Here is an 18,865-nt window from a genome sequence, read left to right on the forward strand (position 1 = left end):
AACTAACTCAGCAATAATAATAAAAACAAATATATAATGGGATTTAATGAATTTTTAAGCTCGATTTTCGGCAACAAATCCACACGCGACATGAAAGAGATACAACCGTGGGTGGAGAAAATCAAAGCCGCTTACCCGGAAGTAGCCAAACTCGACAACGACGCCCTACGCGCCAAGACAGAAGAACTGAAAGCCTACATCCACGATTCGGCAGCCGAACAACGCGCCAAAGTGGAAGAACTGAAAGCCAGCGTTGAAGATACCGAACTGGAAAAACGCGAAGACCTCTTCAACCAAATCGACAAAATCGAGAAAGAGATATTGGAGATTTATGAAAAAGCGCTGGACGAAGTATTACCCACCGCTTTCTCTATTGTAAAGGAAACAGCCAAACGATTCTCTGAAAATGAAGAAATAGTGGTTACAGCTACCGATTTTGACCGCCAACTGGCTGCCACTAAAGACTTTGTACGCATCGAAGGCGATAAAGCCATCTACCAGAACCATTGGATAGCAGGTGGTAACGATACTGTATGGAACATGGTACATTATGATGTACAGCTATTCGGTGGTGTGGTTCTACATAAAGGTAAGATTGCCGAAATGGCAACCGGTGAAGGTAAGACATTGGTAGCTACCCTACCGGTATTCCTCAATGCCCTGACTGGTAACGGCGTGCACGTGGTAACAGTGAACGACTATCTGGCAAAACGTGACTCCGAATGGATGGGTCCTCTTTACATGTTCCACGGTTTGAGTGTAGATTGCATCGACAAGCACCAGCCCAACTCTGATGCCCGTCGCAAAGCTTATCTGGCAGATATCACGTTCGGTACAAACAATGAATTCGGTTTCGACTACCTGCGTGACAACATGGCTATCAGCCCCAAAGACCTGGTACAACGCCAACATAATTATGCCATTGTCGATGAGGTGGACTCAGTATTGATTGATGATGCCCGTACTCCGCTGATTATCTCCGGACCGGTTCCCAAAGGCGATGACCAACTCTTCGAACAGCTCCGCCCACAAGTAGAACGTCTGGTAGAAGCTCAGAAAAAACTGGCTACCCAATACCTGGCCGATGCCAAGCGCCTGATTGCATCGAACGATAAGAAAGACCAGGAAGAAGGCTTCCTCGCTTTGTACCGCAGTCACAAGTGCCTGCCCAAGAACAAGGCACTCATCAAGTTCCTCAGCGAACAAGGCATCAAGGCCGGTATGCTGAAGACCGAAGAAATCTACATGGAGCAGAACAACAAGCGCATGCACGAGGTGACTGACCCGCTGTACTTCGTTATCGAAGAGAAAATGAACAGCGTGGATTTGACAGACAAGGGCGTAGACTTGATTAGTAGCAATGTAGAGGACCCCACTTTCTTCGTACTCCCCGATATCACAGCGCAACTCTCTGCCTTGGAAAACGAAACAGAGCTGACAGACGAACAGCGCCTTGAAAAGAAGGATGCCCTGATGACCAACTATGCCATCAAAAGCGAACGTGTGCATACCATCAACCAACTGTTGAAGGCATACACCATGTTCGAGAAAGATGACGAATATGTGGTAATCGACGGCCAAGTGAAGATTGTGGATGAGCAGACGGGACGTATTATGGAAGGACGTCGTTATTCTGACGGTTTGCACCAAGCCATCGAAGCCAAAGAAGGCGTGAAAGTAGAAGCTGCCACCCAGACTTTTGCCACCATTACATTACAGAACTATTTCCGTATGTACCACAAACTATCCGGTATGACCGGTACGGCAGAAACAGAAGCCGGCGAGTTGTGGGACATCTACAAACTGGATGTAGTGGTTATTCCGACCAACCGCCCCATTGCCCGTAACGACATGAACGACCGCGTTTACAAGACAAAACGTGAAAAATATAAAGCAGTCATCGAAGAGATAGAAAAAATGGTGGCAGCAGGACGCCCCGTACTGGTGGGTACCACTTCTGTTGAAATCTCTGAAATGTTGAGCAAAATGCTCACCATGCGTAAGATTGAACATAGTGTATTGAATGCCAAACTGCATCAGAAAGAAGCGGATATTGTGGCTACTGCCGGTTTGAAATGTGCTGTAACCATTGCTACCAATATGGCCGGTCGTGGTACCGACATCAAGTTGAGTCCGGAAGTGAAAGCTGCAGGCGGTCTTGCCATCATCGGTACAGAACGCCACGAATCACGCCGTGTGGACCGTCAGTTACGTGGTCGTGCAGGACGTCAAGGCGACCCGGGTTCTTCTGTATTCTTCGTATCTTTGGAAGATGACCTGATGCGTTTGTTCTCCAGTGACCGCATTGCCAGTGTAATGGACAAACTGGGTTTCAAAGAAGGTGAAATGATTGAACACGGCATGATTTCCAAATCCATTGAACGTGCGCAAAAGAAAGTTGAGGAAAACAACTTCGGCATCCGTAAGCGTCTGTTGGAATATGACGACGTGATGAACAAGCAACGTACAGTAGTCTACACCAAACGCCGCCACGCTTTGATGGGCGAACGTATCGGTATGGATATCGTGAACATGATTTGGGACCGTTGTGCCAACGCCGTCGAAGCACCCGACTATGAAAACTGCAAGATGGATGTGCTCCAGACGCTTGCCATGGAAGTACCTTTCACCGAAGAGGAATTCCGTAATGAGAAGAAAGAAAAACTGGCAGACAGAACTTTTGACGCTGCCATGGAACTCTTCAAACGCAAGACAGAACGTATGGCACAGATAGCCTATCCGGTCATCAAGCAAGTATACGAAATGCAGGGACACATGTACGAAAACATACTTATCCCCATCACAGACGGAAAACGTATGTACAACATCTCCTGCAACCTGAAGAAAGCTTACGAGACAGAATGTAAGGAGGTGGTGAAGTCATTCGAGAAATCCATCTTGCTGCATGTTATCGACGAAGCATGGAAAGAAAACCTGCGCGAGCTGGACGAGCTGAAACACTCCGTGCAGAATGCAAGTTACGAGCAGAAAGACCCGCTACTGATTTACAAGCTGGAATCTGTGAACTTGTTTGATGCAATGGTCAACAAAATCAATAACCAGACCATCTCTATCCTGATGCGTGGACAAATCCCGGTACAAGAGGCTCCGGCTGAAGCCCCTGAGGCTCCCCAGGCTCCCCGCCAAGTAGAGGTGCGCCAGGCTGCTCCGGAACAACGCCAGGATATGAGCAAGTATCGCGAACAGAAGGTTGATTTGAATGACCCGAACCAGCAGGCCGCTGCGGCACAAGATACACGTGAACAACCAAGACGCGAACCTATCCGTGCCGAGAAGACCGTAGGACGCAATGATCCTTGTCCTTGCGGAAGCGGTAAGAAATACAAAAACTGCCACGGAAGGAATGCATAAATCAAAGCTATAAAATGATAAAGCGATAGGGTGATAAGATGATACCGTCAGGTATCTTTTATCACCCTATCACTTTTTCTCCTGCCACATTATCACATTTTTTATTCGTTCCAGCTTTTGAATATTCAGCTAAAAGAGTACTTTTGCTCCAAAGAACAAAACCAAAGACTATGACCAAATATCACTATTGTCTGTTATTGATGGGTTCTCTGCTGTTAGGCAGCTGCCAGAGTGTAGAACAACTGTCCATTGATTACATGCTTCCGGCAGAAGTCAGTTTCCCGGCAACATTGAAACGTGTGGCTGTTGTCAACAACATGCCAAACGTACCGGACAACAAACTCATCATCAGTGAGGAAGAACAGAAAAAAAGTGAGAATGAGGTGGCACGCCTCACCAACTACTACAATGGAGACGCCGCAATAACAACCGAATCCCTTGCAGAGGCCCTTGCCAACGAAAACTACTTTGAAGAGGTTGTGATATGCGACTCTGCCCTCCGGAGTAAAGACATCAATCCCCGCGAAAGCACATTATCGAGGGATGAAGTACTGGAACTTACACAGAATTTGGACGTAGATTTCCTGATAGCCCTGGAAAACATACAAATGCGTTCCAATCGCAAGATAAGTTATATGCCCGACTGGGGTGTGTTCCTCGGCACAGTGGATGTAAAGGTATATCCTACCGTCAGAATATATTTACCTAACCGCAAAGGTCCTATGGTAACCGTCAACAGCAATGACAGTATTTTCTGGGAAGAGGCAGGAAATGGTGAAGCGTCAGTACGTTCCCGCCTCATCAGCGAAGAAGACATGGTGAAGCAAGCATCTGAATTTGCAGGAACGGTTCCGGTAAGACATCTACTCCCCTATTGGAAAACCGGTAACCGCTATCTCTTCAGTGGTGGTTCTGTAAATATGCGTGACGCAGCCGTATATGCCAAAGAAGAAAATTGGAGTAAAGCAGTAGAGCTCTGGAAGCAGACCTACGAAACAAAAAAAGGAAAACAGAAAATGTATGCAGCCTATAACACCGCTTTGGGCTACGAAATGCAAGACAGCATAGATACTGCCTTGGAATGGGCATTAAAAGCGCAAAACCTTGCCCGTGAGAAAAGCAAGACAGACAAAAAAGAGACAGGCGAAATACATGATGGAACCATCTCCTATTACATCTTTATCAGCATGTATGTAGACGAATTGGAGAAACGAAAAGAGGGAATGGCACGCCTGAACATGCAAATGAACAGATTTGATGATGATTTTTAGTCAAATGATGCAGAGATAACCGTTTTTTTTATACCTTTGAACAACCATTAAGAAAAGAAAGTTATTATGAAGCTCAGTCAATCGTCATTAGCACTCTTAGAGGACACTCTTAAAAAAGCAATCGGCAAATACACCTGCGGTTGCGAACAGACTATCGTTACAGACATTCATCTGCAACCGAATCAGAATTCGGGCGAACTGTCTATCTTTGATGATGAAGACAAGGAGCTAGCCAATACCACCATTGAAGAATGGATGACATACGAGGGAGATGATTTCTACGAAAATGTAGAGCGTATCTTATCCTCACTGCTCTGCAGCATGAAAAATGAAGGAAAGTTCGACAAGCTGACAATTCTGAAACCATTCTCTTTTGTACTGGTGGATGACGATAGAGAAACAATAGCAGAACTGCTGCTGATGGATGATGATACTCTATTGGTCAATGAGGAGCTACTGAAAGGATTGGATGAGGAACTGGATTCTTTTCTGAAAGAGCTGCTGGAAAAATAATATTCCAAGTAATCAGCCTATAAGGAAAAGATACCTTCTTATAATAAATTAGCCCCTACGATATAAAACAACCGCAGGGGCTAATTCTTTTTTTACCTACACCAATACCTAACGTATCTTAATTCCATAGAAAGAACTTGAGGTGGTAACAAAAAGTATATCCTTCTGCCTTCCACCAATTGCCAAGGAAATCGGGCGTTCTTCTATCTGAATACGTCTCTGCTCTTTACCATATTTGTCATAGACAAATATTTCACCATCAGCAACATAGACATTCCCATCAGCATCGGTCACATTACTGTATTGGCCATAAGGACATATTATTCCTTGTTCTGTCAAACGGCCATCCACACCAACGGAAAGTTGTACTGTCGTTTTATTCATCTCATTTACAATATAAACCGGTTCTGACTGACCGGGCACTGTAACAGTCAAAGCACAAGAACGTCCCAAATCATAGGTATCCGGAATAATTGTCACGCCATCCGGAGCGACAAAACTATACTCAGGCATACTGGCAACCACCTTGTCAAAGTCACCTCTCCAGCGACTGGAAGGGTGAATGACTTTCTGTATATTCTTCATACCGGCTGTAACGACACGTGGCATAGGCTTCATCGTAGCATCCACGTTATCCGGATTAAAAGAATACCCCCAAGCACTCCAGCCACTGTTACCCCAACCACTGTACATCGGATTATCATCCGGCAAGCGCACTACCGTTTCCTGCTTGCCGTTCACCAGATAACCCGGCTGAGGGTCATAGCGGAAAATAACCAGCAGATTGTCTTGCGTATCAGTAGTCAATGTAAAAGGCTTCCAGGGATAATCGGCTATCAAAGTAATCTGCTCCGTGTCTGCCGACCATCTATAGATTTTCTTCAGACGGTTTTCACAGAAGTAGATATTTCCTTTACTGTCGGTAGTAGCTCCGGAGGCCAGTTCAAAACCGGTAGCCAGCTTCACAGGCTTGTCCATGACCGTGCAGGAAGGGCGAAGGCTCTTCTCGCTACCCGAAACAGTGAGACGGGCAAAGTCCCACGAATAAACGGGCAACTTCTTATTCATATCATATATAGGAAACTCTATGACTGGCAATATCTGCGTATAATTGTGCATATTACGGAAAGTGATATTCTTGCAATCCCATATGCGGAAACCTATCCTCTTTGGCATAAAGGCACGGATAACGCGATACATCCACACATTTACCATTTCGATATTTTGACAATTGGACATTTCTGCCATATAACAATCAGGCCCTTCACGACCTTCTTCCTCAAACTGGAAAGCATAAATTTTCCAGTTGGCCACATTATGGAAACGGGCTTCAGTACGGACATGATGCTCCAAAGACATGGCATAAATACGTCCCGGAGTCTTCGTTTCGCTAATATAAAGCCCACTGGCAGCATACGTACTGGCTGTCCAAACATCCTTAATTGTCCCACCGCCATTGTTTGTAATCCACAAACTCCAATACTGGTTGTCCCAAGCCATATCCTTACCGGTCTCCATGACCGGAGAAGACGGGGAACTAATTCGACGCTCGCCCCTGCGGTAAGACGACTGTCCGGAAGCATTCGGAGCCGGTTTGCGCAAGGTGCCGTGCCCGCCTACAAACTTCACATCATTCAAGTACGAACACTCACCCGCCATCCATTTACAGCCGACAGCACGGTAATTATACGCACCAGTATTAATACCTATACCATTCAGTACGTCGTCGCCGCCTTCGGAAGATTCAACCAAAGGCACAGGCACGCCGAAACCACTGAATGCAGGCTCGCTTTCCTTCAACAGAAATTGAGTCCCAAAAGGATGCAGCCCAATCAGCTTAGTACCGGGAGACAGCTTCAACGTTCTCGTCAGACGATACCACCCCTGGGGCACATAGATGCTTTTATGCAAAGAGACAGCTTTTTCAAAAACTTCCGTATCATCAGTCTCGCCATCACCTTTTGCCCCTAAGTCGCGGATATTGACCCATGTCTCCATTGCCGGAAGAACCGGAAGGTCCTTGCCAAGTGGAACCGGCAGTTTTGCCACCGGCTCTATTTCACATATTTCCCTGAAAGAAGAAGCATCATTCAAATCCTGATACACCAGACCGTAAGTAAACTCCTTGACTCTGTACATTTTTGCTTTTCCGGCAACTTTCTTTCCACTTTGAGCATAGTCCACCAGTACGGGAACATTCCTGCAATCCACATTCACCAGATTCAATTGCGAAAAAGTATTTCCCTCTACGCTTACCCTGACACCGGCTTCCGAAATATTCTCCCACAACGAATTCTCCACATGAAGGCGGTCTGCCAGATTCTCTGCCATTTCAAAGGCAACGGGCGTATTCTTCACATGCATATTGACGATGGCAAACCCCACCTCTTTTGAATAGACAGCCGCTTTTCTCTGCCCCTCAAAGTAAGTATCGACCATCATCATAGGCCATCCCGGAGAAGTCCTGGAAGAAATTATCCCATATTCACCGCCATAGAACCTGACGTCTTCCAGTTCATTGCCCACATCATACATGCCGGCTTTTCCCGAACCAATCCGAATGTCGCAATGATTGATAAATCCATGCTGGGCAAAATGCGCACGAATGGCGACGGCTTGAGGATTACCTTTGTCTATACGGAAATCCACATTGGACACCGCACTATAGAAAGTACCTGCACCGGCATCCGAAGGCTTCCTGCCCTCTTGTGCCAGCCCTCCCGTAAACCATATCATATAATTTTGAGTAGTCTGGAAACCGGGTGTATCGGCTCCCAAATAAATCACCGGCCGTTTCTTCCCATAACCAATCAGCCGAATGGATGAGGGAATTTGAATCGTCTTGCTAATACGATAATTTCCTTCCGGCAGAAACAGTATCCCAAAGTTCTTTTCGCGCTTCACCTGATTGATTGCCTCTTGAAGTGCATCGGTCACGTCGGACTTTCCATCAGCCTTGAAGCCGTAATTCTCCGGGGTAAAGTAGAATGCTTCCGGATCGTCCGGTCTTTGCGTATAGGTGGAACCACCCTCTGCCGCCCACCCGGACGGCATATTACCGATAATCCAACAGACTATCAGCAGGTATCTCATTATTTGATAATTTCTCATTACACAGATTGTTTTAATATGGATTTTCCTTATTTAATACGTACACCAAAGAACTTGGAACGGCCTGTGACAAACAATGTATTGCCATCCTTACCGCCAAACTGTAATGTGGACGGACGTTCGGGAACACGAATCATCCCTTTCTTCTTGCCATCCTTATCAAATACATATATTTCTCCGTCAGCCACATACAAGTTCCCTTCCTTATCTACAGCAGAACCAAATTCGCCCTGCTCCACAAAATAGCTCAAGTTGGAGAGCGTGCCGTCATTGGCCACATCCATCTTCACCATTCTGCGGTCATATTCATCAGAGGTATAGAAAGGCTTTCCCGGATAGGCTTCCAGCAGGGAAGAACTACGTGACAAGTCGAAATAATGAGGAATGATAGTTTTTCCATCCGGTGCCAGGAAGCACATTTCAGGAACATAGACCGACACCGCATTGAAATCGTGGAAGTCTCTCCAACGGTTAGAAGGATAAAGAGCCTTATACACGTTCTTCACTTGACCCATCGGAACACGCGGCAACAGTTTGATGGTCTCTTCCGGATTTTCCGGGTCAATGGAGTAGACTCTCATTGTATATGCGGAATTACCATATCCGCTGAAAGAAGTACCTTTTGTATCAGGCATTACCGGCATTTCCTCCGGCTTACCATTAATCAGATATCCCGGCTGCGCATCATATCTGAACAATACCAATAGATTATCTTCTGAATCAAAAGCCAGGTTGGAGGGTTTCCACGGGAAATCTGCCAGCAGCGACAAGCTGTTTGTCTCTACCGACCATTTAAAGATACGACGCATCCGATGGTCGCAGAAGTAAATGTTACCTTTACTGTCGCGCGCAATGCCTTCGGCAAATTCCAAATCGGAAGCCAATTGGTTCACCTTACCTATTTCATTGCCTAACGATTGCTGATGAGGTTCTTTTCCGGTTACAATCAAGCGAGAAAGTTCCCACGGGCGGATGTCAATGTCTTTGTTGACATCGAACACTGCAATGTTATTCGTATATTTAATCTGAGAATAGTTATGCAGGTTCAGAAATGCGATGTTCTCGCAATTGCGGATACGTACAGAACTGTGATACGGTTCATTGACACGGATAACGCGGAACATATACAAGTTTGCAAAGGTCACATCTTTGCAGTCGTCCATCTCTATCGGTTGGCAATCGGTACTTTCGCGGCTCTCTTCCTCGGTTTGCATGCAATACACCTTCCAGTTGGACACCTTGCTGAAACGTACTTCATTTCTTACATGATGCTCGATGGACATGGCATAGATACGCCCCGGAGTAGAAGTATTGTTGGCATAGAAACCATTGGTGGCATATGTGCTTGCTGTCCAGATATCTTTAAAGGTGCCACCACCGTTGTTGGTCACCCACAGACTCCAATACTGGTTGTCCCAAGCAAGATCCATGCCCGAAGCCGCTACCGGATTATCGGGAGAACTGATACGAGCCGGTCTGTTCCACCGGCCACGTGGTTCCTCAACACCCGGTTTAGGTTTCCATAAACCGCCATGCCCGCCTACAAACTTCACGTCATTCATATAAGAATCTGCATTTGCCATCCACTTCACACCTACAGCACGATAGTTATAACCGCCGGTATTGATACCAATGCCCATCAGCATATTTGCACCGCCTTCCGAAGATTCCACCATCGCTTTCGGACCGCCAAAACCACTGAATGCAGCAGTACTTTCGTCCAGCCGGAACTGAGTGCCAAAAGGATGCAGGCCTATCAACTTGGTATCGGGCTTCATCTTCAAAGTTTCGGTAATGCGATACCAGCCCTGGGGCACATAGATATTATCGTACTTGTCAATAGCCTCCTGGATGGCCTTCGTATCATCCGTTTCCCCATCTCCCTTTGCACCGAATTCGCGCAGATTTACCCATGTTGCCATTGCAGGCAGTGCAGGGATGTCCATCAGTTGGGCAACCGGCATCTTCTGTATCGGTTCAATATCAACCAACGTTTCATATTCCGGCATATCCACCATGTCATCCATCTGCAAGCCGTGGTCGTATGACTTTACCTTATAGATTTTATGAGAAACATGGGTGGCCGTATTGCTACGGGTATATTTCGCCAAGGTCGGTACATTCTTACAATATACATTGCGAAAGGTTATCTGATTGTTGCTGTTGTTCTCGTTGGTAATCACCACTGCCGGACCACTTACATTTTCAAAATAGCTGTTTTCCAAAAATAACTTGTCGCAATAATTAGGGTCAATATCAAATACAGCCGGAACATTCTTGGCATACAGATTCACCATTGCCAAACCGGACTCCTGACAACGAAGAGCAGCTACACGTTGTCCCTCAAAATAAGAGTCGACCATCATTACCGGCCATCCGGGAGAAGCTTTTGTCGTATAAATGCCATAATCTCCCCCGTAAAAAGCAACGTTTTCCAACTCATTGCCCACATCGAACAGACCAGCCTTGCCTTTACCTATGTATACGGCCACATAACTGATAAAACTGTGTTGGGCAAAGTGTGTGCGTAGCGCCACTGCATGCGGATTACCATCTTCTATGCGCAAGTTGATATTCGACATGGCACTGTAGAACGTACTGGCACCGGCATCACGGGGTTTCTCACCTTCCTTGACAACGGCTCCCGTAAACCAGAACATGTATTTAGCTTTTCCTTTATCATCAGCTACTTCCTCCTGAAAACCCGGAGAATTCTTAGCCAGAATAAATTCCGGGCGATTCTTTCCATAGCCAATCAAACGAATAGCCGTAGGAATATAAATGGTCTTGCTGATTTTATATTTACCTTCAGGGATAAAAAGGATTCCGAAATTCTTTTCTTTCTTCACTTGATTAATCGCTGCCTGCAAAGCATCCGATACATCCATCTTTCCATCCGCCTTTATAGGATAGTTCTCGGGAGTGAAATAAAAAGCTTCGGAGTCATTGGGTTTTAGAGGATAAATCGAATTCAATTGTACAGCATACAACTGAGTACATATCATCCCCAGCAAAATTAAAATAATCGTGTTCAATTTCTTCATGGTCTTATTTTTAATGTATGGATAAAAAAAGACGTTCTGCCGTCAAGCAGAACGTCTCCCTCTGCTATAAATTACAATTTTATAACTACTACCGGCGCATAATTATGCCGTACAGTGCCCACACCCGAAACATCAGCCAGAGCGCCAATACGGAAATAATAATTCTTGCTGTATTTCAAGACATCAGCATTTTGTCCCAGATCGATGGACAATGTATAAATATCAGCGCTATTTATAGCAGTACTCGGACTAAACACTTGCTTATCAGTCCCTCCATTCAACGTCAATTTCACATTGTTACCTACCCACATATCTGAAAAAGCAAACAACTGAATCTCTTTCAATTTCACTTCTTGTTTACCAGCTTCCAACGAGAATGTAGCAGTAATTACATTGCCATTCTTTTCTACTTTTGGACTTTTGACGCGAATATAAGGAATAACCTTGAAATCATACACATTATCCCCTGACTTAACAACAAAATCCTTCACTTCAAATGGATAAAAATTCCCATTTTCAAAACGAACATCATAAGTGGCAGCAAAAACCATATTGTTACGATATTCTCCGGTATTTGTGATATACCAGGTTTGATCCGTAGCATTAGTAAATCCATGCTCCCTCACTTTAATTGCATTACCGTTTTCCATATCAGAACCTACAAGTTCACCTGTCTGTTCGTCAAGGATAGAACCATGTATGGAAGCATCCGGTCCCTCATAATTATCAATTTCACAAGATGTCAATGCAAATAAGAAGCATGACACAAATAACAATATCTTTTTCATAACTTTCTACTTAATATTATTCAAATTAATGACCTGGATTCTGAACTAAACCATTCGTGGCAATATTAGGTATGCCCCTATAGTAGTTGATGTTCTGGAAAGTACGCCCTCCTCTTGTTTCGTCACCAAAGTAGTTCACCCTTGCAAAGACATATTTAGGCTCTGCACCACGCAAGTCAAGCATCGGCACCAAAGCTTTACGAATTCTATTATTGCTGAACTCAGTATGGAATTCCCTACGACGATTCATATCCCAAAAACGCTTTCCTTCAAACGCCATCTCCACACGACGTTCCTTCAAAACACTCTCTAATGTCAAAGATATCCGGTCGGTATGTCCGGCTCTACGTCGCAAAGCATTCAAATAGTTCTCAGCCAATTCCTTATCGCCAAATCCACTACCATTTTCCACAACAGCCTCAGCATAATTCAGGTAGACTTCTGCCAAACGCATATCAATATAAGAGGTAGTGGACGAAAGACGGTCGGGAGACATGCTCTCGCCCTCGGGCATATACTTACGAACTCCAAAACCTGTAGCAGTCCAATTAGCATCCTCACCACTGTTCACATTATTAAATCCAGAGAACATGGTTTCACCTTCGGCTCCTAAAGCATAATATGTTGTTCCATTTTTCTGAGTAGACTCGTTTGAATAAGCCACATAGCTATTATTGTCCTTAATAAATCCGCCCTGGATAATAATCTCAGTGCCGGCATAAGATGAACCCGGCACAACCACACTTGCCAACAGGCGTGCATCCTTGTTGGCAAACGGTTCATACAAATCGTTATATTTAACAAAAGGTACCGACATCAAGGTGTTCACTACAGAAGCATTATTCATATTATGGAAATTAGGGATATAAGCATCTTCATTCCCATCCGTACGAGTTACAATCTTTGCACTTTTTCCCGTGCCGTCATCCGTATAATCTTCAAACAAATCAACGATTTCCAACATCGGATTGAAACGTCCATATTTCAGAGCGCCCGGATTGACTTGAGGAAGGATATTAAACTGAGCATAGCTATGTCCCTGATTAGTATTGGTTGTTCCATTAAGATACGCTTTACTGAAAATGACCTCTTCATTCTGGTCATTCAGGAACAAGGCCTGGAAGTTTGATGCAGCCTCCTTAACAGTAGCCGGAGCAGGCTTATAAAGAGATTTACCGGAATTCTCTATAAGGGACTTAGATGCTTCAATACATTCTTTATAGAATGCATCGGCATCGGCAGAAGTCATTCCACCCACCAGTTTCTGAGTGACAGCTTCACCAGCCAAAGGTGCCAGATTCCAATACTTGGCTACAGAAGCTGCATGAAGTGCAACTCTTGACTTCAACGCATAAGCTGCCCACTTGGTTACGCGATACAAATCCGAACCAGAAGTCGCATCGGGCAAAGTAGCAGCAGCAAGGGTGCACTCATTCAATACAAATTTCCAAGTATCCAACTCTGTACTGCGGGGAACTGCCACAGCGCCCGGTCCACCATCGGCATAATCATCGTCCTGCACTTTGTCAATCAGAGGAACGCCTCCATATCTTTTTACAAGCCCATAATACATATAAGCACGTGCAAAATGGGCTTCACCAGTCATACGATCCGCATCTGCAACAGAAATTGTTCCTGCTTCTTTGGCTTTTTCTACATTTTGCATAAAAATATTCACTTGACGAATATCTCCATAGGGCCAATAATTGAATCCTTCATAACCTATATCCACTCCTCCGTCACTACGGGTAGCTTCGTCGGTAAGAAATGCTAAATTAGTAGTTTCATTCACACCATCATAACCGCGTTGATTAAAACCAGCATTCGGACGATAATTAAAATCTTCCATAGGAATCATGGTATATATGTTTGCCAATAGTGCCTTTACACCACCTTCTGTCTCCAATAACTGATCGGGAGACACTTTATCCAGCGGTTCAAGTTCCAAGAAGGCATTACAACCGGACAATCCCATCAATGCACATAACGAGAATATCGATAAAATATTTTTTTTCATGGTATTTCAGAATTAAAAGTTTATGTTTAACCCAAAGTTATAAGTTCTCATCAACGGATATGCCAGGTTGGCTCCCCAATCCCTTTCCTCACGTTCGGGGTCAGCATCCTTCAAAGCCTTGTTACAGAACGTAAGCAGATTTGAACCATTGACAAAGATACGGGCACTGTTCAACCCGATTCTTTTCATAAATGATTTTGGCAGATTGTAACCGATCTCCATACTCTTCAAACGGAGATAAGTAGCTTGCGGAAGCCAAACGGAAATACCATAATTCCATCTACTACCATTATCCGAAGTATTAGAGAAATTGTGGCGTAATGCCGGATAATAGCCGGCTACCCATTGTGTGGCAGGATTATACGGATCATCTGTTATATTTGCAGGATGCCAACGATCTACATATTTCGCAATTAAATAAGATTTATTTGTCTTGCCACCATATCCCCAAACATCATCATTGGCATATCCGATGGAATAACCGGAAGCTCCTTGAAACAGCATATTGAGATCAAAATTCTTATAAGAAGCCGCCAAAGTCAACCCATACTGGATAGGAGGATTTGCACCGGTTGCCCAAAACTCCGGAACACGGTCACTGCTGTTAATTCTACCATCACCATTCAGGTCAAGCAATCTGTAACTACCCGGAAGCATCTTAGAGTTACCCAAGTTCCCACCAATCAAAGGAGCCGTTTCATACTGTTCCAAAGAAGTATATTGGCCATCGTATTTATACAACCACATCACATTACTGTTACGGTTTTCCTTTCCATTCAGCCATCTATCCATAGAACTGGTATATTCTGCATGTTCCACATGCAGACTTCTTTCACGGGCATACGTAAAATTAGCACTTACTGAATATGAGAAGTCCTTACCGATTTGTCCTCTGTGTCCCAATTCAATCTCAAAACCCCGGTTCCGGTTAGAATTCAGATTTTCCTTCGGGAAACTTGCACCAAATGTATCAGGAGCAGATTGTGCACGGTCGGCCAAAATGCCTTCATTCTTACGATTGAACCACTCGATAGTACCACTCAACTTACCGTTCCATAAGTCAAAATCCAGACCTACATTGGAAATAGAAGATGTAACCCAAGAAAGCCGGTCAGTCACTACACCAGGAGCTACCATACCCATAATCTGGCTGGCACCATCAAAAACATAACCATTAGAAGCCGAATTATAAGCAGATACATATTGGAAAGGATCACCGGCATCATATCCACTTTGTCCAAAAGAACCCCTGATTTTCAAATTAGTAATAAACGGCAAATTGTCCTTGATGAAACTTTCTTCCGAAAGTCGCCATCCGGCACTTACCGACGGGAAGAACGTCCAACGCTTAGAAGGAGCATAACGATAAGAACCATCATAACGCCCTACTACTTCCAACAAGTATTTACCGGCATAATCATAGTTCGCACGCATCAGATAGGCTGCCAAACGGCCAAAACTACGATACCCTGAATTGGTAGCTGTACCCGGACTTGCCTGATTCAAAATATCATTAGTAAACAACTCTGAATATTGCCGGGAACCGGATAATTCATCGCGTCGTGTACTGTTCAACTCTGCCACAGCTGTCACATTCAAATTGTGCTGATTGAAAGAACGCATATAATTAGCCTGCAACCTGCCATAAATCTTCTGATATATTCTCATCGTATTGGAATAAGCATCAGTACTACCTCCCGTACCGGCAGGCGCATCTGTATAATAATCATACAACGGATAAGAACGATTTAAAGAAGAGTTGTTACGATTGTTACCGTCAAATGACCCCAAAAGACTCAATGCCAACCCTTTTACAAAAGGAACTTGCCAATTCAATTCCACATCGGCAGAATACGTCAGGCCTCTGTTCTTGCGATAACCGTCTATATCCGGATCAACCAACGCAAAAGGATTCTTGTTTTCAGGACCGATTGCAGACAAATGATTGGGATTATTAATCGTATGAGTACCGATACCACGGTCATTAACCATCAAAGTCTTAAAAGTCCACATAAAATCCTCTCTCGGCCTTTGGGTTTCATCCCAACGCCCGGACAGATTCACATTCAGTTTCAGCCCTTTCGTAAGCTCTGCAGTCAGGTTACTTCTCAGATTATATCTATGATAGTATTGGATACCACTCTTCAGCAAACCATTATCGCCATTATAGCCGAAGCTCACATAATATTTCACCTTATCCGTTCCACCTCTCACAGAAACAGTATGCGATTGCTGGAACGCCAGTTTATTCATAAACATGTCAATCCAGTTATTGTCTGTATAACCCTTAGCCCCGGTTCTATACAGTTCCAGAATATCGTCAGTGTATTCAGGGGCAGCCTGGTCATTACGTGCCCTTTCATTGGCCAACATGCGATAAGTATAAGCATCTACCGTTTCTTCCATACCCGTGGCATTCTTCATACCGAACAATGCCGAGTAAGATACTCTGGTCTTTTCGGCCACACCTTTTTTGGTAGTAACAATGATTACGCCATTAGCCGCATTCATACCATAAATAGCGGCAGAAGCATCTTTCAAAATAGAGATACTTTCTATATCCTCAGAATTCAGCTGTGCAAGTTCTTCAGTACCTTCACGCGTGATACCATCAATTACCACCAACGGGTCACCATAACCGCGAATGCTCACCATATTGTCGAAAGTTCCCGGCTCTCCGGTTTTCTGGCGAATCAATAGTCCCGGCATCTTACCTTGAATATTGCTAATCAGATTCTCGGTCTTGGTCGTAGCTATTTCATCAGCACCAATGGCTGCAATGGCACCGGTCAGTGATTCTTTCTTCTGTACACCATATCCTACAACAACCACTTCATCCAATATCTCAGCATCTTCTACCAAAACTATCTTGAACGAATTTCGGCCTGCAACCTTTATGTTTTGTGTCTTATAACCTACATAGCTTATTATAAGAGTAGCATCAGAGCCCACATTGGTCAGAATGAAATTACCGTCAATGTCTGTTATGACACCGTTGGTAGTTCCCTGCACCAAGATACTGGCACCAATCACCGGTTCACCGGTTGCATCGACCACAGAACCTTTCACCGTCGCAGCCTGCAAAGCCATCTGTACCCCATCAGCTCCTACAGCTTTATCATAAAGGATTATATTACGGTCCAATACCTTATAGCCTATATTGGTTCCTTTGAATACATCGTTCAGAACCTTGAATATGGTTTTGTTATTTGCCCGGACCGATACACGGCGCTTAACGTCAATCTGCTTGTTGTTGTAGAAGAAAACAAATTCGGTACCTTGTTCCAGCTCCGTCAGTACTTCATCAACAGTCTTGTTCTCAAGAGCAATGTTTACCATTGTCTTTTGAGCATAACCTTCATTGGCAAAAGTCATACCAACCAAACAAAACAACATAAATAATGTGCATCTCATAGCAAGAGGAATTTTTTTCATGCATCTCATCAGGACACTTTTTTCCCTAAATGATTGGATACAATAGTGTTTTTTCATAATTTTGTATTGATTTCTAGTGAAAAAATAAAGTTACTTTATCTGTCGCCAAACAGATATTTAAAAGTTACTGTGTTTCATGCAGGAAAATGCGCCAACATTTTCCTGCATGTTTTTCTAAACGGACTTGTGTTTCATCATACTACTTTTTAAAGGGTTAATAAACTTCTATTACCTGTCTCTCGGCATCCACATCACCATCTTCAACAAACTTGAAATGAATATTCGAGGATATTCGGAAGTGCTCCAATATTCGCTCCAAACGTTGTTTGGTAAATGTAGCCGTAAAGGAATTCTGCTTCAATGAAGCCTTTTTCAGAATGAATTCCACATTATATCTTTTGCTCAAACTCTTCAATATATCTTCAAACGGAGTGTTCCTGAAAATCAAACGTCCGTCCTTCCAACATGTTTCCACGTCTACATTGACTTCTTTCACAACGACCTTTTCCCGCACTATATCATAAATAACCTTTTGCCCCGGTATCATCATTACATTATTTCTCCTGCCGTTATTCACATAGGAGAAACTGACTTTACCCGAAACCAAAGTGGTCTGTACCGTCCTGCTCCCTTTGTAAGCCTCTACGTTGAACTCCGTTCCATGTACCACTATCTTGGAATTGTTCAGCGTGCCGACAATGAACTTCTTTTCATCTTTTGCGACAGAAAAGAATGCTTCACCCACCAACTTCACTTCCCTTTTATCATCGGCAAATCGGGAAGGATAGCGCAACGACGACGACGAGTTCAGAACGACTTCCGTTCCATCCGGCAATTCGACAGAAGTAGTCATTCCCGGATTTGTCCTGACTTCCATCATATGTATCTCTTCTTTATCCTTGTCCCAATAAAGGATAGACCACGATACCATCAAAGGGATGAATAAAATGGCGGCCGCCCGTTGCATCCCTCTAAATAATACCTGATACCTATTGACCTTTTTCTGTTTCATCTTACGATGTACATCCTCCAAGGCCTTCTTTACATCCAGCCTGGATGAAATCTGCGCCATGTCCGCCGCCAGACCGAGTGTCTGAACCTGGCGGGCTGTCCTGCGGTTCTCTTCCGATGCTTCCAGCCACTCCTTTATCAGAGCAGTTTCATCCTCCGTTGTCTCTCCTTCATAATACCTGAGAAGCAGGTTCTCCATTCCCTCTCTTTTTACCATAATTTTTATTGCTAGCTTTAATCTAAAGACAAACGGGTGAAAAGAACTCCTAAACAAAAAACTAAAAATATTTTATATACTTAGAT

General features: G+C 44.1%; 9 protein-coding genes. 3 read left to right on the top strand and 6 right to left on the bottom strand.

Annotated elements, in window-relative coordinates; genetic code table 11:
• Window positions 1-36 precede the first annotated feature (36 nt).
• The 3 genes from secA to JXR92_RS16420 all read left to right on the top strand — a co-directional run bounded on the left by secA (window position 37) and on the right by JXR92_RS16420 (window position 5,156).
• Window positions 37-3,372, top strand: a complete 3,336-nt coding sequence (gene secA / locus JXR92_RS16410; RefSeq protein WP_117964191.1) for a preprotein translocase subunit SecA — start codon at window positions 37-39, stop codon at window positions 3,370-3,372.
• Window positions 3,373-3,542: 170 nt separating this feature from the next.
• On the top strand, window positions 3,543-4,643 hold the full coding sequence (locus tag JXR92_RS16415; RefSeq protein WP_117964190.1) for a DUF6340 family protein: 1,101 nt from the start codon (window positions 3,543-3,545) through the stop codon (window positions 4,641-4,643).
• A gap of 66 nt (window positions 4,644-4,709) precedes the next feature.
• Window positions 4,710-5,156 carry a hypothetical protein gene (locus tag JXR92_RS16420; RefSeq protein WP_117964189.1) on the top strand — a complete coding sequence of 149 codons (447 nt, stop codon included), beginning with the start codon at window positions 4,710-4,712 and terminating at the stop codon, window positions 5,154-5,156.
• Window positions 5,157-5,264: 108 nt separating this feature from the next.
• Here the strand turns inward: JXR92_RS16420 and JXR92_RS16425 are convergent, their stop codons facing one another.
• The 6 genes from JXR92_RS16425 to JXR92_RS16450 form a co-directional block, all read right to left on the bottom strand.
• Window positions 5,265-8,267 (bottom strand): glycosyl hydrolase family 28-related protein, encoded by a 3,003-nt coding sequence (locus JXR92_RS16425; RefSeq protein ID WP_138345296.1) that lies wholly within the window; start codon window positions 8,265-8,267, stop codon window positions 5,265-5,267.
• 29 nt (window positions 8,268-8,296) lie between these two features.
• Window positions 8,297-11,311, bottom strand: a complete 3,015-nt coding sequence (locus tag JXR92_RS16430) for a glycosyl hydrolase family 28-related protein (RefSeq protein WP_005831969.1) — start codon at window positions 11,309-11,311, stop codon at window positions 8,297-8,299.
• 71 nt (window positions 11,312-11,382) lie between these two features.
• A complete protein-coding gene (locus JXR92_RS16435; RefSeq protein ID WP_005831972.1) occupies window positions 11,383-12,099 on the bottom strand; it encodes a DUF3823 domain-containing protein in 717 nt (238 codons plus the stop codon).
• A gap of 25 nt (window positions 12,100-12,124) precedes the next feature.
• Complete coding sequence (locus JXR92_RS16440; protein WP_005831973.1) at window positions 12,125-14,116, bottom strand: RagB/SusD family nutrient uptake outer membrane protein; 1,992 nt, start codon at window positions 14,114-14,116, stop codon at window positions 12,125-12,127.
• Between the two features lie 12 nt (window positions 14,117-14,128).
• Window positions 14,129-17,530 carry a TonB-dependent receptor gene (locus JXR92_RS16445; protein WP_034526153.1) on the bottom strand — a complete coding sequence of 1,134 codons (3,402 nt, stop codon included), beginning with the start codon at window positions 17,528-17,530 and terminating at the stop codon, window positions 14,129-14,131.
• 235 nt (window positions 17,531-17,765) lie between these two features.
• Entirely contained in the window at window positions 17,766-18,779 is a 1,014-nt protein-coding gene (locus JXR92_RS16450; RefSeq protein ID WP_057281663.1) for a FecR family protein, read from the bottom strand.
• Between the last annotated feature and the right edge of the window lie 86 nt (window positions 18,780-18,865).

Origin of the sequence: Bacteroides parvus, from assembly GCF_017309675.2 — a bacterium.
GTDB classification, from domain to species: Bacteria; Bacteroidota; Bacteroidia; order Bacteroidales; family Bacteroidaceae; genus Bacteroides; species Bacteroides uniformis.